Source organism: Pseudomonas sp. BF-R-24, from assembly GCF_019947335.1.
GTDB lineage: Bacteria > Pseudomonadota > Gammaproteobacteria > Pseudomonadales > Pseudomonadaceae > Aquipseudomonas > Aquipseudomonas jessenii.
The window spans coordinates 130,938-152,537 of record NZ_JAGYGG010000007.1 but is presented as its reverse complement, the minus strand read 5'-3'; the positions used below and the strand labels follow the sequence as shown (position 1 = coordinate 152,537).

19 protein-coding genes and 1 pseudogene are annotated in these 21,600 nt (G+C 61.9%); 2 read left to right on the top strand and 18 right to left on the bottom strand.

The genetic code is table 11. From position 1 onward, the window contains the following. Positions 1 to 5 precede the first annotated feature (5 nt). From KGA98_RS08315 to KGA98_RS08280, 8 genes are all read right to left on the bottom strand, one after another. Positions 6 to 1,157 carry an acyl-CoA dehydrogenase family protein gene (locus tag KGA98_RS08315; RefSeq protein WP_090456037.1) on the bottom strand — a complete coding sequence of 384 codons (1,152 nt, stop codon included), beginning with the start codon at positions 1,155 to 1,157 and terminating at the stop codon, positions 6 to 8. 18 nt (positions 1,158 to 1,175) lie between these two features. Then, positions 1,176 to 2,264, bottom strand: coding sequence for an enoyl-CoA hydratase/isomerase family protein (locus KGA98_RS08310; protein WP_090456036.1), 1,089 nt, complete (start codon positions 2,262 to 2,264; stop codon positions 1,176 to 1,178). Between the two features lie 2 nt (positions 2,265 to 2,266). Beyond that, positions 2,267 to 3,157, bottom strand: coding sequence for a 3-hydroxyisobutyrate dehydrogenase (gene mmsB / locus KGA98_RS08305; protein ID WP_223502027.1), 891 nt, complete (start codon positions 3,155 to 3,157; stop codon positions 2,267 to 2,269). An 89-nt stretch (positions 3,158 to 3,246) separates the two neighbouring features. Further along, positions 3,247 to 4,755 (bottom strand): CoA-acylating methylmalonate-semialdehyde dehydrogenase, encoded by a 1,509-nt coding sequence (locus tag KGA98_RS08300; RefSeq protein WP_150813951.1) that lies wholly within the window; start codon positions 4,753 to 4,755, stop codon positions 3,247 to 3,249. Between the two features lie 101 nt (positions 4,756 to 4,856). Further along, the gene (locus KGA98_RS08295) at positions 4,857 to 6,560 is read right to left on the bottom strand and encodes an AMP-binding protein (RefSeq protein WP_223502026.1); all 1,704 of its coding nucleotides are present in this window, start codon (positions 6,558 to 6,560) and stop codon (positions 4,857 to 4,859) included. 288 nt (positions 6,561 to 6,848) lie between these two features. After that, the gene (locus KGA98_RS08290; RefSeq protein WP_090456029.1) at positions 6,849 to 8,099 is read right to left on the bottom strand and encodes an OprD family porin; all 1,251 of its coding nucleotides are present in this window, start codon (positions 8,097 to 8,099) and stop codon (positions 6,849 to 6,851) included. A 173-nt stretch (positions 8,100 to 8,272) separates the two neighbouring features. Next, positions 8,273 to 9,922 carry a cation acetate symporter gene (locus tag KGA98_RS08285; protein ID WP_090456028.1) on the bottom strand — a complete coding sequence of 550 codons (1,650 nt, stop codon included), beginning with the start codon at positions 9,920 to 9,922 and terminating at the stop codon, positions 8,273 to 8,275. After that, positions 9,919 to 10,248 carry a DUF485 domain-containing protein gene (locus KGA98_RS08280; RefSeq protein WP_090456027.1) on the bottom strand — a complete coding sequence of 110 codons (330 nt, stop codon included), beginning with the start codon at positions 10,246 to 10,248 and terminating at the stop codon, positions 9,919 to 9,921. The genes KGA98_RS08285 and KGA98_RS08280 overlap by 4 nt, the downstream gene beginning before the upstream one ends. A 394-nt stretch (positions 10,249 to 10,642) precedes the next feature. Here KGA98_RS08280 and KGA98_RS08275 point away from each other — a divergent pair, with 394 nt between their 5' ends. Continuing rightward, on the top strand, positions 10,643 to 11,620 hold the full coding sequence (locus KGA98_RS08275; protein WP_090456025.1) for a LysR family transcriptional regulator: 978 nt from the start codon (positions 10,643 to 10,645) through the stop codon (positions 11,618 to 11,620). A 135-nt stretch (positions 11,621 to 11,755) separates the two neighbouring features. Here KGA98_RS08275 and KGA98_RS08270 read toward each other — a convergent pair whose 3' ends face one another. The 7 genes and pseudogenes from KGA98_RS08270 to KGA98_RS08240 form a co-directional block, all read right to left on the bottom strand. Continuing rightward, entirely contained in the window at positions 11,756 to 12,241 is a 486-nt protein-coding gene (locus KGA98_RS08270) for a DUF6130 family protein (protein WP_223502025.1), read from the bottom strand. Positions 12,242 to 12,365: 124 nt separating this feature from the next. Then, positions 12,366 to 13,259, bottom strand: coding sequence for a LysR family transcriptional regulator (locus KGA98_RS08265; RefSeq protein ID WP_154861915.1), 894 nt, complete (start codon positions 13,257 to 13,259; stop codon positions 12,366 to 12,368). Between the two features lie 80 nt (positions 13,260 to 13,339). Beyond that, the gene (locus KGA98_RS08260; RefSeq protein ID WP_154908444.1) at positions 13,340 to 14,395 is read right to left on the bottom strand and encodes an alpha/beta hydrolase; all 1,056 of its coding nucleotides are present in this window, start codon (positions 14,393 to 14,395) and stop codon (positions 13,340 to 13,342) included. Between the two features lie 49 nt (positions 14,396 to 14,444). Beyond that, a complete protein-coding gene (locus tag KGA98_RS08255) occupies positions 14,445 to 15,515 on the bottom strand; it encodes an alpha/beta hydrolase (RefSeq protein ID WP_223502024.1) in 1,071 nt (356 codons plus the stop codon). Positions 15,516 to 15,517: 2 nt separating this feature from the next. Then, a complete protein-coding gene (locus tag KGA98_RS08250; protein WP_223502023.1) occupies positions 15,518 to 16,303 on the bottom strand; it encodes a carboxymuconolactone decarboxylase family protein in 786 nt (261 codons plus the stop codon). A 73-nt stretch (positions 16,304 to 16,376) separates the two neighbouring features. Next, on the bottom strand, positions 16,377 to 16,868 hold the full coding sequence (locus KGA98_RS08245; protein WP_223502022.1) for a cupin domain-containing protein: 492 nt from the start codon (positions 16,866 to 16,868) through the stop codon (positions 16,377 to 16,379). 40 nt (positions 16,869 to 16,908) lie between these two features. After that, positions 16,909 to 17,004: pseudogene (locus KGA98_RS08240) on the bottom strand (flavodoxin); the annotation flags it as partial. 515 nt (positions 17,005 to 17,519) lie between these two features. On the opposite strand from KGA98_RS08240, the gene KGA98_RS08235 reads away from it, so the two are divergent. Next, positions 17,520 to 17,864 (top strand): DUF6124 family protein, encoded by a 345-nt coding sequence (locus KGA98_RS08235; RefSeq protein WP_223502021.1) that lies wholly within the window; start codon positions 17,520 to 17,522, stop codon positions 17,862 to 17,864. A gap of 154 nt (positions 17,865 to 18,018) precedes the next feature. On the opposite strand, the gene KGA98_RS08230 is transcribed toward KGA98_RS08235, so the two are convergent. The 3 genes from KGA98_RS08230 to gltS form a co-directional block, all read right to left on the bottom strand. Then, entirely contained in the window at positions 18,019 to 19,758 is a 1,740-nt protein-coding gene (locus tag KGA98_RS08230) for a dipeptidase (RefSeq protein ID WP_223502020.1), read from the bottom strand. Positions 19,759 to 19,918: 160 nt separating this feature from the next. Beyond that, a complete protein-coding gene (locus KGA98_RS08225; protein ID WP_223502019.1) occupies positions 19,919 to 20,218 on the bottom strand; it encodes a DUF4189 domain-containing protein in 300 nt (99 codons plus the stop codon). A gap of 167 nt (positions 20,219 to 20,385) precedes the next feature. After that, entirely contained in the window at positions 20,386 to 21,600 is a 1,215-nt protein-coding gene (gene gltS / locus KGA98_RS08220) for a sodium/glutamate symporter (protein ID WP_223502018.1), read from the bottom strand.

Genomic DNA, 21,600 nt, shown 5'->3' with positions numbered 1-21,600 from the left:
GGAGGTCAGAGCGCGTAGTGGCTCAGTTCGCGGGCGATCAGCAGGCGCTGGACTTCGCTGGTGCCTTCGTAGATCTGGGTGATGCGCGCGTCGCGGTAGTAGCGCTCTACCGGGTAGTCTTCCAGGTAACCGTAGCCGCCATGGATCTGCATGGCGCTGGAGCACACGCGCTCGGCCATTTCCGAGGCGAACAGCTTGGCCTGGGAGGCTTCGGACAGGCACGGTTGCCCGGCGCTTTTCAGGCGCGCCGCATGCAGGATCAGCAGGCGGGTGGCGTTGAGTCGGGTGTGCATGTCGGCGAGCAGGTTGGACACGCTCTGGTGCTCGATGATCGGCTTGCCGAACTGGACGCGTTCGCGGGCATAGCCCAGGGCTGCCTCGAAGGCGGCGCGGGCGATACCCAAGGCCTGGGCGGCGATGCCGATGCGGCCGCCTTCCAGGTTGGACAGGGCAATGGCCAGGCCCTTGCCGCGTTCTCCCAGCAGGTTGGCCTCGGGGATGGTGCAGTTGTTCAGGGTCACCGCGCAGGTATCGGAGGCCTTGATGCCCATCTTGTGTTCGCTGCGGTCGACCACGAAGCCGGGGTTGTCGGTCGGTACCAGGAAGGCCGACAGCCCCTTCTTGCCCAGTTGCGCATCGGTCACGGCGAAGACGATGGCCAGCCTGGCGCGCTTGCCGTTGCTGACGAACTGCTTGGCGCCATTGAGTACCCATTGACCGTCGCGCAGTTCGGCACGAGTGCGCAGGTTGTGCGCCTCGGAGCCAGCCTGTGGCTCGGTCAGGCAGAAGCAGCCGATCGCTTGACCACTGACCAGCAGCGGCAGCCAACTGTCCTGCTGCGCGGGGGTGCCGTATTTCAGCAGGGGGCCGCAGCCTACCGAGTTGTGGATGCTCATCAGCGCGCCGAGGGCACCGTCGCCGGCCGAGATTTCTTCCACGGCCAGGGCGTAGGCCACATAGTCGGTGTAGCTGCCGCCCCAGGTGTCCGGCACGACCATGCCCAGCAGGCCCAACTCGCCCATCTGCGCCACCACGGCGTCATCGATCCAGCCGGCCTTCTCCCAGGCCTGGGCATGCGGTGCGACTTCGCTGCGGGCGAAGTCACGCGCCATGTCGCGGATCATGCGTTGTTCTTCGGTCAATTCGATATCGTGCATTGCAAAGTCTCCTGCCGATCAGGCGGTGCGTACGGGCTTGCCGCAGGCGCGTTGAAACTCGTTGAAGAAGGCCTGCACCCGGGCAGGTTCCAGCTCTGCCAGGGTTGGCGGGTTCCAGCGTGGGCGCTTGTCCTTGTCGATGATCAGGGCGCGCACACCCTCCATCAGGTCGCCCTTGTCGAACCACTGGTAGTCCAGGTGCAACTCCAGAGCGAAGCACTCGGCCAGGCTCAGGTAACGACCACGGCGCAACAACTCAAGCGTCGTGGCCATCGCCAGTGGCGAGCGGCTGTCGAGCAGTTTCACGGTCTGTTCGGCCCAGTCTTGCAGCTCAGGGCGTTGTTCTCGCTGCAGCGCGGTACGAATGGCCGGGACATCGGGCAAGGCGAAGTACTCGTCGATCGCCTGGCGACAGGCCTTGAGCTCGGACCCGGCAAGACGCTCTGTAGCCATGTCGGCAAGCAGGTCCTGCAAGTCTTCGTCGGGCGCAGCGGTCCAGTTCAGGTGGTCGAGACAGGCATCCAGCTCGGCCAGCCGTTCGCTGGGCAGGTAGTAGTCGGCAAGGTTCGCATAGAGGGCATCGGCGGCACGCACCTGGCAGCCGGTGATGCCCAGATAGGTTCCCAGTTCCCCCGGCAGTCGCGGCAGGAAATAGCTGCCACCGACATCGGGGAAAAAGCCGATGCCGACTTCCGGCATGCCCATCCGCGTGCGCTCGGTGATCACCCGCAGCGAGGCGGCCTGGGCCAGGCCCATGCCGCCGCCGAGGACGAAACCATCGAGCAGCGCCAGCACGGGCTTGGTGTAACCATGCAGGTATTCGTCGAGGGCATACTCTTGCTCGAGGAACAGCTCGTGCTGGTTGTCGCCGGCCTTGTAGCTGTCGTACAGCATGCGGATATCGCCACCGGCGCAGAAGGCCTTTTCACCGGCGCCGCGAATGGTCACGGCGACGATCTGCGGGTCCTGTTCCCAAGCCCACAGGTGCCGGCATAGCAGGCGCACCATGGGCAGGTCCAGGGTGTTCAACGCGCTTGGCCGATTCAGTGTCAGGTGGCCGACGCGGTTGCGTACGCTGGCCAGCACCGGGGCTTGCTGCTCGCTCATGCTCAGGCTTCTCCGCGGAACAGTTGGATGATGGCGGAGAAGTCCAGGCCGCCATTACCTTGCAGGCTGAAGGTCTGGTACAGCTGCTGGGCTACAGCACCGAGCGCGACCGGTTGACGCGCGTGCCTGGCCGCTTCGGTGGCCAGGCCCAGATCCTTGAGCATCAGGTCGCTGCCAAAGCCGCCGCTGTAGCCGCGTGAGGCCGGCGCGTTTTCCAGTACACCCGGGAACGGATTGTTGACCTCCGAGCTCCAGCAGCGACCGCTGGAGGTATTGATGATCCCGGCCAGCACCTTGGCTTCCATGCCCAGGGCCACACCCAGGGCCATGGCTTCGGCGACGCCGACCATGGAGATGCCGAGCAGCATGTTGTTGGCGATCTTGGCCACTTGGCCGTTGCCGGCTGCGCCGCAGTGCACGATGTTCTTGCCCATGGCCGAGAGGATCGGCAGGGCCTGGTCGAACACACTGTCCGGGCCACCGACCATAAAGGTCAGGGTGCCTGCCGCCGCGCCGCCGGTGCCGCCGGATACCGGCGCGTCGAGCATCGGGTTGCCTTGGGCAAGGGCATATTTGGCCACTTCGCGGGTACTCAGCGGGTCGATGGTCGAACTGTCGATAAGCAACACGCCTGGGCCAATATTGGCCAGCAGGCCGTCCTTGCCGCGATAGACCTGCTTCACGTGTTCGGCGGTCGGGAGCATGGTGATGATCACCTCAACCCTGGCCTTGGCCACGCCGGCGGGCGAGTCGGCGGCGCTGGCGCCGGCCTCCACCAGGGCGGCGACCGCCTGGGGGAAGGGATCAAAGACGGTCAGGCTGTGGCCAGCCTTGAGCAGGTTACGGGCCATTGGGCCGCCCATGTTGCCGAGGCCGAGAAATCCGATATGCATGTTGGCTACCTTTTACGATAGGGGGCAGTGGCGCAGGAAATCCTGCGCGCGCTTGTCGTCGGCCGACGCAAGGCGCCGGCCGGCAAAGGTCATTTCAGGGTGATGGTGGTGTTCACCGCGCCGCTGGTGTCGTCCTCGTCGAACCAGCGCTGGGTGATCGTCTTGGTCTGGGTGTAGAAGGTCACCACTTGTTTGCCGTAGGGACCCAGGTCGCCCAGCTTGGAGGCGCGCGAACCGGAGAAGGAGAACAGCGGGACCGGTACCGGGATTGGCACGTTGATGCCGACCTGGCCGACGTCGATCTCTTCCTGGAAGTGACGCGCGGCAGCGCCGGAACGGGTGAACAGGGCAGTGCCGTTGCCGTTCGGGTTGGCGTTGATGATCTCGATTGCCTCATCCAGGTTGGCGGCGTGCATCACGCACAGCACCGGGCCGAAGATCTCTTCGCGGTACACGGACATTTGCGCCGTCACGCCGGAGAAAATGGTCGGGCCAACGAAGTTGCCGTCCTGGTAGCCCGGCACGCTCGGGTTGCGCCCATCGAGTTCAAGCTTTGCACCTTCTTCGATGCCGCTGGCGATCAGGCCGTTGACGCGGTCCAGGGCGGCGCAGGAAATCACCGGGCCGATGTCGGTGCCTGGCTCGGTGCCGCCATTGATCTTGAGGGTTTTGGTTCGCTCGATCAGGTCCGGTAGCCAAGCCTGCGCTTCACCGACCAGGATCACCACGGGCAGAGCCATGCAGCGCTGGCCGGCGGCGCCGAAGGAGGCGCCCAGCAGGTTGTTCAGGGTCTGCTGCCGGTTGGCATCGGGCAGGACGATGGCATGGTTTTTCGCGCCCATCATGCATTGCGCGCGCTTGCCGTTCTGGGTGGCGCGGTTGTAGACATGGGTGCCGACCTTGGTCGAACCGACGAAGGATACGGCCTTGATATCCGGGTGGTCGCAGATCAGGTTCACCGCGTCGACGCCGCCGTGGATGACGTTGAGTACACCCTTGGGTACACCGGCCTCCAGCGCCAGTTCCACCAGGCGCATGGTCACCAGCGGGTCCTGCTCGGACGGCTTGAGGACGAAGGTGTTGCCGGTGGCAATGGCCATCGGGAACATCCATAGCGGGATCATCGCCGGGAAGTTGAACGGGGTGATGCCGGCGCACACGCCCAGCGGTTGCAGCAGGGTGTAGGTGTCGACGCCGTTGGCCACGTTGTTGGCCAGTTCGCCCATCTGCAGGTTGCCGATGCTGGCGGCGTGCTCGACCACTTCCAGGCCGCGGAACACGTCACCTTCGGCATCCGGCAGGGTCTTGCCTTGCTCGGCGGTCAGCAGGGCGGCCAGTTCCTTGATGTTCTCGCGGATCAGTTGCTGGTACTTGAGGAAGACACGGGAACGGGTACCGATCGGGGTCTTGCGCCAGGTCTTGAAGGCTTGCTTGGCGCTGGCGACGGCGGCGTTCATTTCCTCGGCGGTGGCGAAGGGGACGCGGGCCAGGACTTCCTGGGTGGCCGGGTTGACTACGTCGCGCCACTGAGTGCTGCGCGATTCGACGAATTCGCCGTTGATGAGAAGCTTGACGCTTGGAATGCTGGAAGAGGTCATTTTCAGTTCTGCCTACTTTCTTTGGGTCGAGTTAAGCCACTCGGCCTGGATGGCCGAGCGGTCGGATTTGGATTCAGAAGGGCCGGCGTACCGGCCTGGGTTCAGCCCTTGAGTTGCGGGAAGTCTTCTTCGAAGTATTCCTGCGGGCCACGTGCGTCGCCCTGACGGCGCTGCGTTTCCATTTGCCGCAGTTCCACCCGGCGGATCTTCCCGGAGATGGTCTTGGGCAGCTCGCTGACAAATTCGATGCGCCGTACCCGCTTGTAGGGCGCCAGGTGCTCACGGGCGAACGCGAAGATGCTGCCGGCCAGTTCGTGGCTGCCCTGGGCTTCATGGGCCAGGATCAGATAGGCCTTGGGCACTGCCAGGCGCACCGGGTCGGGGCTTGGCACCACGGCCACTTCCATCACCGCCGGGTGCTCGATCAGCGCGCTTTCCAGCTCGAAGGGGCTGATGCGGTAGTCGGAAGCCTTGAACACGTCGTCGGCGCGGCCGACGAAGGTGATGTAGCCCTCTTCGTCGATCTGCGCGGTGTCGCCGGTGCGGTAGTAGCCGTCGCGCATCACTTCGGCGGTCTTTTCCGGGCTGTCCTCGTAGCACAGCATCAGGCCGAGCGGGCGCACATCCAGCGGCAGGGCCACTTCGCCTTCGTTACCCGGCACACCATCAGGGTCGAGCATGGTCACCCGGTAGCCCGGCAGCGGACGGCCCATGGACCCCGGCTTGAGCCGCTGGCCAGGCGTGTTGCCGACCAGGGCGGTGGTTTCCGACTGGCCGAAACCGTCGCGCAGCAACAGGCCCCAGGCGTGCAGGATCTGCTCGATGATCTCCGGGTTGAGCGGCTCACCGGCGCCCACCAGTTCGCGCAGGCGCAGGCGTGTCTTGTAACTGGCCAGGTCTTCCTGGATCAGCATGCGCCACACGGTAGGCGGCGCACACAGGCTGGTGACGCCGTAGCGTTCCAGCACGCCGAGCAGGGCTTGCGCGCTGAAGCGTGCGGTGTTGTGGATAAAGATGCAGGCACCGGCATTCCATGGTGCGAAGAGGCAACTCCAGGCGTGCTTGGCCCAGCCCGGTGACGATATGTTCAAGTGCAGGTCGCCCGGCTGCAGGCCGATCCAGTACATGGTCGATAGGTGGCCGACCGGGTAACTCTGGTGACTGTGCAGCACCATCTTCGGCTTGGAGGTGGTGCCGGAGGTGAAGTACAGCAGCATCGGGTCGGTGGCCAGCGTGCGGCCCTCGGTTTCGAACTGCTCGGAATGTTCGCTGGCGGCGCTGTGCGGGGTCCAGCCGGCGGGGGACGGACCGACGCAGATGCGGCTGCAGTCTTCACCCAGCCCGACGAACTTGTCGACATGGGCGCTACCGACTACCAGGTGGCGAACCTGGCCACGCTCGATGCGGTCGCGCAGGTCATCGGGGGTCAGCAGGGCGGTGGCGGGAATGACCACGGCGCCGAGTTTGAAGGCGGCCAGCATGGTTTCCCACAGGGCGACGTCGTTACCGAGCATCAGCAGGATGCGTTCGCCACGGCGCACGCCGAGGGCACGCAGGTGATTGGCCACCTGATTGGAACGCGCGGCCAGTTGCTGGAAGCTGTAGCGTTGTTCGCTGCCGTCCTCTTCGACGATCCACAGGGCATTGGCCTGGTTGCCCTCGGCCATGGCGTCAAAGTAATCCAGAGCCCAGTTGAACTCGGTCAACTGTGGCCAGCGGAAATCACGCACAGCTGTGGCGTAATCGGTGCGGTGTTCCAGCAGGAAGTCTCGGGCGGCGAGGAAAGGTTGGCAGTTGTTGTTCATTGGAGTCTCCCGAGACGCGCGCGGGTACCTGAACGTGGGGAGACGACGGCAAGCAAGAATGGCTTCACGGTGGGTGCCCTGTTTATTTTTATTGGGACTGACCTGGTTCATGACCAAGCGGTTGAATCGAGTATAGGCAGGCATAAATCAAATAAGAATGCTCAAAAAGTCCCGTGCGTTGTGCAAAAAAACACAGGCTGGCGGCATCCCCGATGCGCCAGAAATGCACAAGGCGGGTGCTGCCCGCACCGTCAAGCGATGTGAGCGGCACCCGCCTTTTGCGGGGGCTTACCAGAGCGCCAGGGTATAGCTGAGGATCAGGCGGTTCTCGTCGAGATCGTTACCGAAGTGGGCGGTGCGCACCGTAGCGTTGCGCCACTTCAGACCGAGGTTTTTCAGCGGGCCGCTCTGCACCACGTAGCCGATGTCGGTGTCGCGCTCCCATTCGCGACCCTCAGGCCTGCGGGCGCCCAGATCGATGCTGTCACCGGCCAGGTAGCGGGTCATGAAGGTCAGGCCGGGAATGCCGAGCGCCGCGAAGTTGTAGTCGTAGCGCGCCTGCCAGGAACGCTCGTCCTTGTTGGCGAAGTCGTTGATCTGCACGAAGTTGACCAGGTAGGCGTCGCTGCCATTGACGTAGGCAAAGCCGGTGTCGCCACTCATGCGTTGGTAGCCCAGACCGAAGGCATGGCCGCCGAGGGCATAGGTGAACATGGCGCCGAAGGCGTTGTTGTCGATGTTGCTGTTGCCGTCGTCGGTGGAGCGGGCGTAGCGCAGGTCGCTCTTGAGCGTCTGGCCTGCGCCCAGCGGCAGCACGTGGACCAGACTGAACTGGTGTTGGTGGTAGAAGTCGTCCAGGCCGCCGTAGTTGTAGCCCGTGTTCAGCCGGTCGTTCCACTGGTAGGCAAGGCCGGCGAAATTGAAGGCGTCGCTGCGGGCCTGGCCACTGACAATGCCCTTGGCGCCGGTGGTGGTGATCGCCATTTTCTCGTAGTCCGAGGAGTCGCGCTGGTTGACCCGATCCACGCGCCCGGCATCGACGCTCAGGCCTTTGATCTCCTGGACGTTCAACTGGCCACCGCGAAATGTTTGCGGCAACAGGCGCGAGTCATTGGCCAACAGCACCGGCAACTTCGGGGTCAGGGTGCCGAGCTTGAGCACGCTGTTGGACGCTTTGAACTTGGCCGTCAGGCCCAGTTCGCCATACTCGTCCTTGGCGCGTTTGGGCGGCTGGCTGTCGCGCTTGAGCAGGCCGGAGCCGGAGCGATCGGGACTGGAATCGAGCTTGACGCCGAGCTGGCCAAGAGCGTCGATACCGACGCCGATCATGCCGTCGGTATAGCCGGATTCGTAGCGCAGAAGGAAACCCTGCGCCCATTCTTCTTGCTTGGACTGGGCGGCATTGGCCTGGCGGAAGTCGCGGTTGAAATAGAAGTTGCGCGTTTCCAGCCTGGCCGTGCTGTCTGCGAAGAAGTCGGCGTGAGCCTGTGCGGCGAGGCCGGTGCCGGCCAGGAACAGGGTGAGGGTGGTGGGTTTCATTGGTTGCCTTTTGTTGTTTTTGTTGTCGACGAGCCGCTCCCGCGCCGCTTGGCGTTGGCGAGGGAGGGGCGCTTTTGGGGTGTCCTGCGCCGAGCGGCGCAGGTCGGGCGTAAAAAAGCGCGAAGCAAAGGAGCGGACTCGCGCTCGGGGCGTCAGCCCCGGAAAAAGCAGCGTCAGTGACTGCTGGCCATGGCAGCTCCAAGGCCGGTCTGGGCACGGACGAACTGGTCGGCATAGGCGGCGCGCTCGCGGTCGGCGCGTTCGCTGCGGTCAAGCCTGGAAGCGACCACTATGACCAGGAAGGCCAGTGGCATGGAGAACAGCGCCGGCTGGTCGTAAGGGAAGAGCGCCTGGGCATGCCCCAGTACGCCGACCCACACCGACGGCGAGCCGATCACCAGGGCCAGTGCGCTGACCAGGCCGGTCAGGCCGCCATAGAGGGCGCCGCGGGTGGTCAGGCCGCCCCAGTACATGGCCATGATCAGTACCGGGAAATTCGCCGAGGCGGCGATGCCGAACGTCAGGCCGACCAGGAAGGCGATGTTCTGGCCCTCGAACAGAATGCCGAGGGCGATCGCAACGATGCCCAGGCAGATGGTGGCGATGCGCGACACGCGCATTTCCTGTTTCTCGTCGGCGCAGCCCTTCTTCAATACCGAAGCGTAAAGGTCATGGGAGATGGCCGAGGCACCGGCCAGGGCCAGGCCAGCCACCACTGCGAGAATGGTGGCGAAAGCCACGGCAGAGAGGAAACCGAGAAACAGGTTGCCACCCACCGCCTTCGCCAGGTGCATGGCCACCATATTGCTGCCGCCAATCATGGCCCCGCCGAGCTTGCCATCGACGTAGTACTGAGGATCGGTGCCGACGATGACGATGGCGGTATAGCCCAGGACGCAGACCACCAGGAAGAAGAAACCGATGAATACCGTGGCGAACAGTACGGATTTACGCGCTTCCTTGGCATTGGGCACCGTGAAGAAGCGCATCAGGATGTGCGGCAGGCCGGCAATGCCGAAGACCAGTCCAAGGGATAGGGACACCGCGTTGATCGGGTCGGCCAGCAAGGTGCCCGGGCCCATGATCTGCACGCCGCTGGCATGCACGGCCACAGCCTGGGCGGCCAGTGTCTCGAAGCTGAAATCGAAGCGACTCAGGGCCATCAGCACCAGGGTCGTGCCGCCCGCCAGGAGCAGGACCGCCTTGGTGATCTGTACCCATGTGGTGGCGAGCATGCCGCCGAAGATGACATAGACCAGCATCAGCAGTCCGACTACCACCACCGCCGTGCGGTAGTCGAGACCGAACAGCAGTTTGATCAGTTGACCGGCACCGACCATCTGCACCACCAGATAGCAGCACACCACGGTCAGCGATCCGAGGGCGGCGAAGCTGCGCACGCGGGTTTGATCGAGGCGGTAGGAGACGATGTCGGCGAAGGTGTAGCGCCCCAGGTTGCGCAAGCGCTCGGCCATCAGGAAGGTGACGATGGGCCAGCCGACGAAGAAGCCGATGATGTAGACGAAGCCGTCGTAGCCCTTGGCGAAGACCAGGCTCGACAGGCCCAGCAGAGTTGCCGCCGACATGTAGTCACCGGCGATTGCCAGGCCATTCTGGAAGCCGGTGATGCCGCCACCGGCGCTGTAGAAGTCGGCGGCGGAGCGGGTGCGTCGTGCCGCCCACCAGGTGATCAGCAGGGTGGCGAGGACGAAGACGAAAAACATGCCGATGGCGTGCAGGTTGAGCGGTTGCTTCTGCGCAATGATGGGCTCGGCATGGGCCAGCACAGGGCTGAGGGCGAGAAGGGCGAACAGGCGTTTCATGCGCGGGACTCCTGCAGGATCTGCGAGCTGAGTACGTCGAAGCGGGTGTTGGCGCTGTGCACGTACCAGGCGGTGAGTAGCCAGGACAACAGGATGATCGTCACGCCGATTGGCATGCCGAGGCTGAGGTGGCTGCCGTCGTAGAGCGGCAGGTGCAGCCAGGCAGGGGCGAAAGCCACCACCATGATGAAGCTGTAATAGATAGCCAGGACCGCGCCGCTCAGCGTCCAGGCCAGCAGTGCACGCTGGCGCGCGAGGCGGTGGAACTTGGGATTGGCCCTGACCAGTGCACAGGTCTGGACGTGGTTCGGATGGTCGGTCGTCATGGTGCAGCTCCGCATTTCTAGTTGTTTTTGTTGTTCGGCCTTTTGAGGGGCGTACGGGTACCCGGGCGGCGACCCGATGCGGGACGCCACCTGAATGCTGATGTGCTGGAGTTATTGCCGCCCGGATGACCTTGCGGTGGAGAGAGGGCGGTGCAGGAGGGCGAGCCCGATCCGCTGCGCGGCGAGCAGCGGATCGGGCCAACGGCAGACGAGAACCGTGGCCGCGATTGCGCTGTTGCGCAGCTGTTTGTGTCCGGCGTGCAAGCCGGTGTTTATCCATGCGCTCATGCTGTCAGCCCTCGGTATTTATTATTGGGGTGGGGGGCTTTCCTGGCCTGAAAACGACGCTGGCCAAGTTGGGTGAGATGCGAGTATATAAGTGCATATTTCCCATATGTATTGGCAGAAAAGCCCGATGGATATGCAAAAAAGCACAACGCAGAACCCACTGAACTGGGACGACATGCGTTTCTTCCTCGAGGTCGCCCGTGCCCGCACCGCCAGCGGTGCAGCTCGCCGCCTGGGGGTGGACTACACCACGGTGTCGCGGCGCATCCGCGCCCTGGAGCAGTGCCTGGGTGCTCTGCTGTTCGAGAAGTCGCGAACCGCAGGTTTTGTCCTGACCGTGGAGGGGCAGCGCCTGGTCAGCCACGCCGAATCCCTGGAAAGTACGCTGCTGGTAGCCTGCGAGCAGGTTTTCGGCACCACCGGGGGGCTCGCCGGGCACCTGCGCATCGGTTGTACCGAAGCCTTCGGGACCTGTTTCATCACTGCGCAGATGAGCCACTTCCTCGAGCACTACCCGCATATCTCGGCGGACATTTTGCCGGTCCCGCATTTCATCAACCTGTCACGGCGCGAGGCGGACATCGCCATCACCCTGGAACGGCCCGAGCGCGGTCCCTATGTGTGCTCGCGATTGTGCGACTACCGCCTGCGTCTGTATGCGACGCCGGAGTACCTGGCCAGTCATCCGACGATTGGCTGTCGCGAGGACCTGGCCGTTCACCCGTTCGTGACCTACGTCGAGGATCTGGCCTTCAGCTTCAAGCTGCTCTACCTGAACGACCTGATGCCCGGCGCCAACAGTCGCCTGCGCAGCACCAGCGTGGTGGCTCATTACCACGCAGCCCTGGAGGGGCGGGCGCTGGCGATCCTGCCTTGCTTCCTCGCCGGCCCCGATCCCCGCCTGTGCGAAGTGCTGCCCGGTGAAGTGGAGATCACGCGGCAGTTCTGGATGTATTACAGCGAGGACCTGCGCAAGCTGAAGCGGGTCACTCTGGTGGCCGAGTACTTGCGTGCTTGTGCGGAACTGAATCGCCCGCTGCTGATGGGCGAGTCACGTGTGATGGGCTATCTACCGTCACCCTGAGGGTGGAGTTGTGCTGCCAGAAGTAAAGCGAAGTGCAGGTTGGCGAAAAGACTTGAAAACAGCGTAGTCAGTTAGATGTGTTTTCGAAATCAGAGGCTACTCACACCACCGCAGTCAGCTATGAACACTCAATCGTTATGGTTTGACTGCGTGATCATTGTCAATGTGGGGAGCGTCCGCCGGCTTCTTCTGCGGAACGATAAAACTCACTGTCGTACTGGTGAGGATTTTGTGAGTCGGGTCGGCCACTTCAAGAAGGACCTTGTGAGTGCCGGGCGTCAGTCCAACCAGGATGATCGGGTCTTCGCTGGTGTGCGCCCATGTGCCTTTCCAGTCGTCGACGGTCACGTGGAGGTGACCGAGACGTGGTGATACTTCAACAGCTGCTTTGCCAAATACCGGCATGATCCTGGCGTGTTCTGTTCGATACTGGATAATGACAACACCGCGGGCGAGTGGCTCGGCAAGCGGCGGGTAGGCAATGAGTTTTGGCGCAGTCTCGGATGCCAATGGAAGTATTGCCGGTGGGGAATCGGTGTCTGCTACCCCTTGTCCGTACACGGCTGTGCAAAAGAAGACACCCAAAACCAGGGCCAATAGATTTCCGGGAGCGAGGGACATGGTTTTTTTCCCGCGTGATTTCATTCAAGCCTAGATCAAACCGGGTATCTCCCAGTGTTTATTTGAAACTGGAACCACTCACGTATTTCATCCGTGCCATCCAGGCAGGTTGACCATGGACGACTCAGCGCTTGTAACGCAACGCGTCCACCACTACGCCGAACGCTGAAGAATGCTCACGGCGATTGGGGTAGTAAAGGTGGTAACCGGCAAAAGGCTGGCACCAGTCTTCGAGTACCCGCACAAGGCTTCCGTCGGCAAGCTCCCTGGCTACCATATCTTCTGGCAGGAACCCCAGCCCGCATCCGGCGACAGCAGCGCGCAGGATCGGCACGCTGCTGTTGAACGTCCATTGTCCTTCGACACGCGCCTTGAGTTCGTGACCGTCCTTCTCAAAATCCCATTGCATCAGGTTCCCGTGGGTGGGCAGGCGCAAATTGATGCAATTATGTGCGGCCAAATCCCTTGGCTCTTTCGGATACGGCCGCTGTTTGAAGTATTCGGCAGACCCCACTACGGCGATGCGCAACGGGGGGCCGATCGGGACGGCGATCATGTCCTTGGCCACCTGATCGCCCAGGCGCACGCCCGCGTCGTAGCGCTGTGCGACGATGTCGCAGAGGGCGTAGTCGACGGTGATTTCGACCTTGATGTCCGGGTAGTCGGGAAGCACCTTCGACAGCTTGGGCCAAAGGATGTTGTTCGCCGCATGTTCGGAGGCTGAAATCCGCACGTTGCCTGCCGGGGTATCGCGAAACTCGCTGACCGCAGCCAGTTCAAGTTCAATTTCGTCGAAGCGCGGCGCCATGGACTGATACAGCCGTTGACCGGCCTCGGTAGGGGATACGCTGCGCGTGGTTCGGGTCAACAGGCGAACGCCGAGCCTGGTTTCGAGAGCGCGCATGGTGTGGCTGAGCGCGGACTGCGAGACGCCCAGCTGTGCGGCGGCGCGAGTGAAGCTGCCTTCGCGGGTAATGACCACGAAGGCTTGCAGATCGTTGAGATTGGCGCGAGACATTGATGAGAGCCTCTCATGCGGAGCGCGGGATTATTCCATGTAATCAGGTTCCGCATGGATGCGCGACCCCAACGAACCAGTCACAAGGTTCTTGCGTAGAACGGCGTCAACTTGCCGAGTGCTGCGTCCACATACTTGGGAACCCAGTAGGTTTCGATGTGCGTTGCGCCGTCGATGATGAACAACTCCTTGTCCTTGGTACCGGTGGCCTTGGGGAACGCATCCTGGGTCATGTACAGGCTGTCGGCCTTGCTGCCGGCGATCATCAGCAATGGCTGATTGATCAGTTCGATCTGGTTGGTGGCGTCGAAGCGCATCAGGTCCAGCAGGCTGCTCGTGGTGTATTTGAAGGTTGAATCAGGGTGGGCATGGGTCTTCCAGTAGTACTCATAACCCTGGCGATACAGCTCGAACGGCAGTTTGGCGATCTGCTCGTCGGTGAGGTTGGCATCGCCCGAATAGAGCACTTCACCTCCGGCCGCTTCCTGGGCGCGAGCAGCGGAAGCCTGTTGCAGGCGTTGCTCGATGGTGTCCAGTTGCGAGTCGTTGTAGCCATTGCGACGCACCCGGCCAGAGTTGAACATGCTTACGGTCGCCACCGACTTGAATCGCTTGTCGGTTTGCGCGGCGGCCAACGAGTAGCCACCGCCACCGCAGATGCCTAGCAGGCCCAGACGCTTGCCGTCGACGCCAGCATACTGGGTGATGAAGTCCGCCATGCCGTGGATATCCTCGATGCGGTACGCGGGCTTGTCGATGCTGCGCGGTTGTCCGCCACTTGCGCCCTGATACGCGGCATCGGCGGTAATCGTGATGTAGCCTTGTTCGGCCAGTCGCTGGGCATACAAACCGGCGACTTGCTCTTTCACGCCGCCATTGGGGTGCGCCACCACCACCGTCGGATAAGCCTTCTTCGCATCGTAGTTGGCAGGGGTGTAGACGTTGGCAGCGATGTCCAGGCCATTGAGCTTGTAGGTGACCGGATGGATGTTGACCTTGCCGGGTTCATTCTTGGTAATTGCACCGTCGTAAGCCAAGGTGAACGGGTTCTTTTTGTAGTCGGCGGCGCCGGCTTCGCCAGCAGAAATACCGACCATGGCGGCCATCAGCGAGGCTTTCAAAATTGTGTTTCTCATGAGTGTCTCCGAAGCATTAAAAGGCGCGTTAAAAAATGTGCTGAAGCCGTCAATCCAGATGCTTTTCTGTCAGAAACCCGGACACCAGGTCCGCGATCTGCACGTTGTTCAGATCCGACATGGGGAAGTGGGTATTGCCCTTGATGCCAATCTCCGGCAAGTGGATCAGCCTCACGTCACCGCCGTGTTTGTTGACGGCATCGCGCCAAAGCCGGGCCATGGTGAGTCGGGCGCGCCAGCTGTCCTGAGCGGGCAGGTCGACGGCTTGCTCCGGGATGTTGTCGCCGTAGAGGATCAGGACCGGAATGCGCGTGAGCGCCATGAACTGATCCATCGGCACCGCTGCGCCTTGTACCGTGTCGAACGCGCTGGGAATCGGCGCGGGTACTTCACCCTGCGGGAAGACGAAGCTGCTGCCCGGCTCGAAAGCCACGATGGCCTTGACCTTGTTGTTCTTGATCGCCGTCAACCAACCAGGCCCGCCACCCTGAGAGTGCGTGAACAGGATGCCGGGACCGATTTTGTCGAAGACCGCCGACACGCCATCGGAGACCACGCCCATGTCGAACGGACCGGTGTTTGGCGTCATCGCGCGGAAGAACTGGTCGCGTGTTTGCGCATCCCGGGCAACCTGCACACCCTCGAAATAGTTAGGCCACAGACCGATACGGAACTGGTTGAACCAGAGCTGCTCGTCCGGGACAGGCTTGACCGTTGCTTCGACCATGCTGCGGCCGGCATCGCCACGACGCGGCTGGTCGATCAGATACACGCCGAACTGGCGCCGCAGAAAAATATTCTGGAAGCCTTCGCGGCCATCCGCGGTGGTTTCCCAGGTCTTGGAAAACTGGCCTGCGCCGTGCCACATGACGATGGGCAGTTTTCGCGCATCGACCGGGATTTGGTAGAAGGTGTAGGCATGGTCGCCGTGGTAAGTCTGGCCGTCTGGCGTCATGGGTTTGCGCGGGTTGAACGTACCCGGTGCGGTGATCATCGTCCCGCCGGCGGCGAAGCTGCCTTGCTCCTGAATCATCAAGGGGGCGGCGGCATTGGCATGGCTTGCACAGGCGGCAAGCACGCTCAGCAGGGTAATGTTCAGCAGGTTTTTTCCAGTCTTCATGTTCAACCTCCCGAGGCAGCAAGTGCCTGTGTCAGGGCAGTGCTTGCACGTTTGGCGGATTGTTCATCGCCGTGCTCGGCCAGTACCTCGATGACTTGGCGCAATTGCTCCACGCTCAACCCAACCCGCAGGCTCGCCCCCATGTGCGAGCGCAACTGCGACTCCACACCCGGCGTTGCGGCCAGAGCGCCGACGGTCGCCAGCTCGCGGCTTTGCCAGTCGAGGTTGTCGCGCTCGAAGATGTCGCCGAACAGGTGGGTTTGCAGAAACCGGTTGATGACCGGGGCAAAATCGAACACCGGCCCCTTGACCGGGCCACCGGAAATTCGGGTTTGATTGGCCGTTCCTGCCGCGAGCAATGCTTCACCGGTTGCAATGGCACGGCTGGGTTCACGTCCAGGCTCATCGTGAATGCCACGTTGTTTGCGCGCTTGCACCACCGTCATCAGTTCATTCAATGCATTGAGGCTGCGCGGGAAGCCGACATAGGCGTAAAGCTGCACCAGGATTTCCTTGGTCTCGCTGACCGTCAGGCCGGCGTCCAGGCCTTGGTTCAAGGCAGCGTTGAGCCTTGGCATGTCACTGGTCGCCATGAACGCTGCGATCAGTGGAATGGCCTGTTGCCTGGCCGACAGCGTTTGTGCCGCAGGTTGTGTGCTGGTCATGGGTTGCGATGCCTCGGCGTTCTGAGTGGCCACACCCGACATCAAGCCAAGGCCCAGACACAGGGCTATCAGCGCGGGGAGGGCACCGGTCTTGCGATGTGCAATCGGTGTATCAGTGGTCATCGTGAAAGCTCCATCCGTTGCTCATCACTGCCTGGCAGGCGGTGCTCGAGTGAGGTTGATCTACAACAAACAGCTACAAGCCCTGCGCGGGCGATTGACCTTCGTACTGCGCATCCGAGACTTTTTCCGCCCAAGTGACAGCCTTGCCGTCCTCGGCTTCGGCGATGGCGATGTGAGTCATTCCGTGGGTGGCCGTCGCGCCATGCCAGTGACGTGTTTGCGGCGGGATCCAGACAATGTCGCCCGGACGGATTTCCTGACGTGGGCCACCCTCTTGCTGCACATAACCAACCCCGGCGGTGACGATCAGCGTTTGCCCCAGCGGATGGGTATGCCAGGCCGTGCGTGCGCCGGGTTCGAAGGTCACGGTGCCGCCGCCGATGCGGGCAGGGGAATCCCCCTTGAACAGGCCATCAACCCGAACCGTGCCGGTGAAGTTTTCCGCAGCCCCCTTGACGGAGGGCTGGGAGCTGGCGTGGGTGATGCGGATCTCGTTGGAGGACTGGGCGCAGGCTTCCCCGGCCATGAGCGATAAGGCCACCAATGGGGCGATCAAGGGATTCATCAATGTTGCTCCTAAAGGCGGGTCAGCCAACTGCGAGGCAGCCGCCGTGGGTGTTGAAGGGGATGATGGTTTTCCCTCTCAGGTCGTGGGCCGTCAGGAACGAGCGCACAACGGGCGGGGTGGTTTCACCCCAAATTCCCGCTTTTGATGGTCAGGCTGCACGTCAGTGGTATCGGCTGGGTGCAGGACCGCTGGGGAAACAGTAAGCGAGCTAACGGATGAGCACTAGACGGGTAAATCGGCAAGGGTTCATGAGGTTTATTCATCAATCCGGGCAAGTGCGCCATGTCACTCAACATCGCCGGAGAGTGTTTGTTTAAAGGTGTTTAAGGTTACTTCATGCAAGCTACAAGGCCTTGCGCCGTTGCCTACGGTTACGCCAGAATCCGCCGGCTTGTGCGCCTTGGGGGCCATCGGTAACTTGATTCGCGTCACTGCCCATCAGTGATCGGGTTTAGTCGCCTGGTGGTAATTGAAGTCGCACAAGTGTCCGTCAGACAGGTATTTACACCTGTATTTGATGGTGGCTGTGCGCAGGGCACCTTCGGGTGCGCCGGCTTCTTCAATTCCCCGGTCGACTAACCTGCGTACAGCTGCCACCCCTTCGTTTAGTCGCGAAGCGGTGACCGCATCACTCAGGAATTGAAGATCATGTTCAAGGTAACGCCAAACCCACCGGAGGCCGATCCGGTCTCCCCACATGAACCCGACTCAACCAGGCTCAACGAAGCCGCCCCCGATTTTCACATCCCCTCGATTGCCGATATCAAAGCCATACCGCGCAAACCCGGTACCTTGTTCACCGTGGACCCACAGGCGAGTCCCGAAACCTTGATGGTTTATCTGGTCGAAACCCTCGCGTCGGTCGATGTGATGGTCCACCAGTTGGTGGATCACCTGGACGGTGGGGCGCGCAATGCGCTGCTGGGGATTTCCAACAGCGTGATGCTGGCGGAGATCACGGCGAATCGGGTGCTGGATCAAATCGACCCGTAGGAGCGAGCCTGCTCGCGATGGGGGGTAACGATGACGCGGGAAACCAGACGGACCGTGGCGCCCTTGGGTTTTTCGCGAGCAGGCTCGCTCCTACAGGGGCCGGCATGTGATTTGGGAGCAATGGACCCGCCAGGGTGGCGGGTCCGAAGGGGGGTCAAAGCTTCGGCAATTGGCCGATGCGGCCCATCATTTCGGTCACGATCTGCAAGTCCAGCAGGAACTGCTCGGTGGTCTTGAACTCGTTATCGTTGTGACCGGTGTATTTGACGTCCGGCATGGCCAGGCCGAATTGCACGCCGTTGGGCAGTTCATGCACGGAGGTGGCGCCGGCGGAGGTGCCGAACTTGTGTTCCATGCCGAGGTTTTCGCTGGTCACAGCGAGCAAGGCCTTGACCCATTCACCCTCGGGGTTGCGGTACATCGGTTCGGCGATCGACAGGTCGAAGGTTGGTGCGATGCTGGTCTTCTTGCTCCAGGCGTCCAGCTTTGCGGCGATTTCTGACTTGAGCACATCCGGCGTCTTGCCCTTCGGCACGCGCAGGTTGACCGCGAGTTTGAAGGCTTTGTCATCCATCCCGACATAGGTCAGGGAGGTGGTCAGCGGGCCCATGAACTCATCGGAAAAACCGACTCCCAACTTGCCACCCAGGTAGTCCAGCCCCCAGTTGTCGGCGGCGTAGCGGGCGGCGTCCGTGATCTGGTTGTGCTTGAGCGCGACCTTGCCGTCGAGACCATTGATGAAGTCGAGCATCCTGGCCACCGGGTTGACGCCGGACTCGGGCTCGGAGGAGTGGGCGGACACACCGGTGACCGTCAGTTTGACGTCCTTGCCGTCGACCTTGGCGGCGACCTCGAAGTTGCCGCCGTTGCGCTTGGCATACTCGGTGCCGGCCTTTTGCAGGCTGGCGGCCAGTTCGGCGGGCTTGTCGGTCACCAGGGTCGCAACCGATGTCGATGGAATCTGGTTGGTGGCCAGGCCACCGGTCATCGAGGTGATCTCTGCGCCCTTGCCTTGCGCGGTGCGCTTGGCGAAGCTGGCCATGACCGTGCCGTAGCCTTTCTCGGCGATCACCACCGGGTAGCCGCCATCCAGCGCCAGGTTGTAGTTGGGTGTGGGGTTGCGTTCGAAGTAGTAGGGGATGGCGTCGCCCGTGGTCTCTTCGGTGGTGTCGACCAGCAGCTTGAAGTTGCGGGCCAGCGGCAGCTTCTCCTCCTTGATGATCTTCATGGCGTAGAGCGCCACCACGATGCCGTTCTTGTCATCCTCGGTGCCGCGGCCATACATGCGATCGCCGATCAGGGTGACCTTGAACGGATCAAGGCGGGTGCCGTCCTGCAGCACCCAGTTTTCCGGCGTCACCGGCACCACATCGGCATGGGCGTGAATGCCCACGACTTCATCGCCGCTGCCTTCCAGGGAGATCTCGTAGACGCGGTTGTCGATGTTGCGAAAGTTCAGGTTGAACGCCTGGGCCAGGCCCTTGATCTTCTCGGCAATCTTGAGGAATTCGGGATTGTCGTGCTGGTCGACACCGTCCACGCGCACGGTCGGTATGGCCACCAGCTCCTTCAGGGTTTCGGTGGCCGCGCTGCCGTATTTCACCCGGGCATAGAGGCCGAGCAAACGATGGATTTCGTTTTGCTGCCCGGCGGTAAGCGTCTTGTTGTCGAGGAAGGCACGGATGGCCGGGCCGAGGTCGTCGGTCTTGGCGATATCGCTCTTGGCCAGGCTTCCCAGGAACTGCCTGAAATCCTTGACCGATGCATCACTGAAGGTCTTGAGGATGATCGCGTTCTGTTGCGGGGTGATGTTGGCGTGGGCAGCGGTGGTGAACGACGAAAGGCTGGCGAGCATGAGGGTGGTCGCAGCCAGGTGCTTGAGGGAGAAATCCATTGCTGGGGGCATTCCTTTGCAGGCGGTTCGTAGGAAATATCTGATCGATTGATCAGAAACATCTCAAAGCTAACACCGCGAGCGTGTGAAACGGGAGCCCCTGAAGTGGGATCTGTCGCACAGAAATGCAAAAGCGGCGCAGAAATGAAAAACCGCTCTATCAATGCTTACATTCCGCCATCACCACTTTGCAGGTACTTGGCGTGCCGCCGGATCGGCCGGAATAGCGTATGCAATTACTCAGGGATTTCTGGCGAGCCATGTCTAGGGTGTCGCCCCAGGCGAGACCTCCTTCGCCGACAGTGGGGAGGGCTTTTGCATAGCAGGTCGAACCGGTGCTGGGGGCAGAATGCTGAGCCGTGCTGGCCTTGCCTGAACAGCCGGCTATCAGCGCCAGATCGACGGCGAGCAGGGATAGCAGGATCCACGACGAGCATTGGTGCACAGTGTGTCCCGTCATCCCGGTTCCCCTGTAGCAAGAGGCGCATTTGAGATCGTACCTGGCCGGATCAGGGCTGGGGCACTCTCTTACTCTGAGCCTATCCTTGCGGCATCGATCCTGCTGCTCCTTTCGTCCGCTTTCCCAGGTTCGGTGTGTCCGGCCGTCCGAGAGCCGGGCCGAGGTCGCTACAGACCACTGAACATGCTGATGATCACGGCATTGACCAGGTCAATGAAAAAGCCACACACCAGCGGTACGATCAGGAAGGCCTGGTGCGCCGCGCCGTACTTTTGCGTCACGGTCGACATGTTGACGATGGCCGTCGCCGTGGAACCGAGGGCAATCCCGCCGAACCCGGAAGCAATCACGCTGGCTTCGTAATTGCGCCCCATAAAGCGGAAGACCACAAAATACGTATAGGCGACCGTCAGCAGGATTTGCAGGGTCAATGCGCAAAGAATGAACATCAACGCGCCGCTGAGTTGCCATAGCTGAAGCCCCATCAGGGCCATGGTCAAAAACATGCCCAGACAGATATCGGAGATCAGTGACAGGCCCAGGCTGGCACCGCTCCAGGTTTTCAGTCGCAGGTCACCGACAAAGGCCAGAACGAGGTGGTGAATGACGATGCCCGCGAACAGGCAGCTGACAAACTTGGGCAGGGTGATGCCGGCATCGACCAGCAGCAGGTTGAGTCCATAGCCGAGCATCAGGGTCAGGTTGAGCCACATCCAGGCCCAGAGCACGTCGTAGTAGTCCAGCGCCTTGCTCGGTTGTTGCTCGAGAATGCCGACTTCCAGCTCCGCATCCCTGGACGGCGTCAGTTGATAACGGCGTATCAGCTGGTTGGCGATAGGGCCGCCGATGACGCAAGCGGCAATCAGGCCGACGGTGTTGCTGGCGATGCCCAGTTCGTGGGCGTTGCTGATGCCCAGTTTTTCGACGAAGAGCGGTGCCCAGGCCAGGGTCGTGCCCACCCCACCCGTGAGGGAAATGGAGCCCACCATCAAGCCCGCCTTGGGATCAAGCCCAAAAGCCTCGGCCACGCCCATGCCCAGCGAGTTCTGCAGCAGAATGAACACAGCGGCGAGTAACAGCAGGATCAGCAGCGGGCGCCCGCCCTTGAGCAGTTGGCGCATGTCCGACTTCAAGCCGATGCCGGCAAAGAAATAGAGCAGCAGGGTGTCGCGAATTTGCAGATCGAATTCGATCTGGATATTCAGGCCAAAGTAAAGCAAGGACGTAACCGCCGCACAGACGAAGCCGCCGACGACCGATTCGGGGATACAGTATTGACGGAGAAAGGCGTTGTGCTGGACGAGGGTTTTGCCAAGGAAAAGCAGGAGGATGGCAAGGGTAAAACTCACGAGGCCGTGAACCTGGAAGAGCTGTGAAGTCAT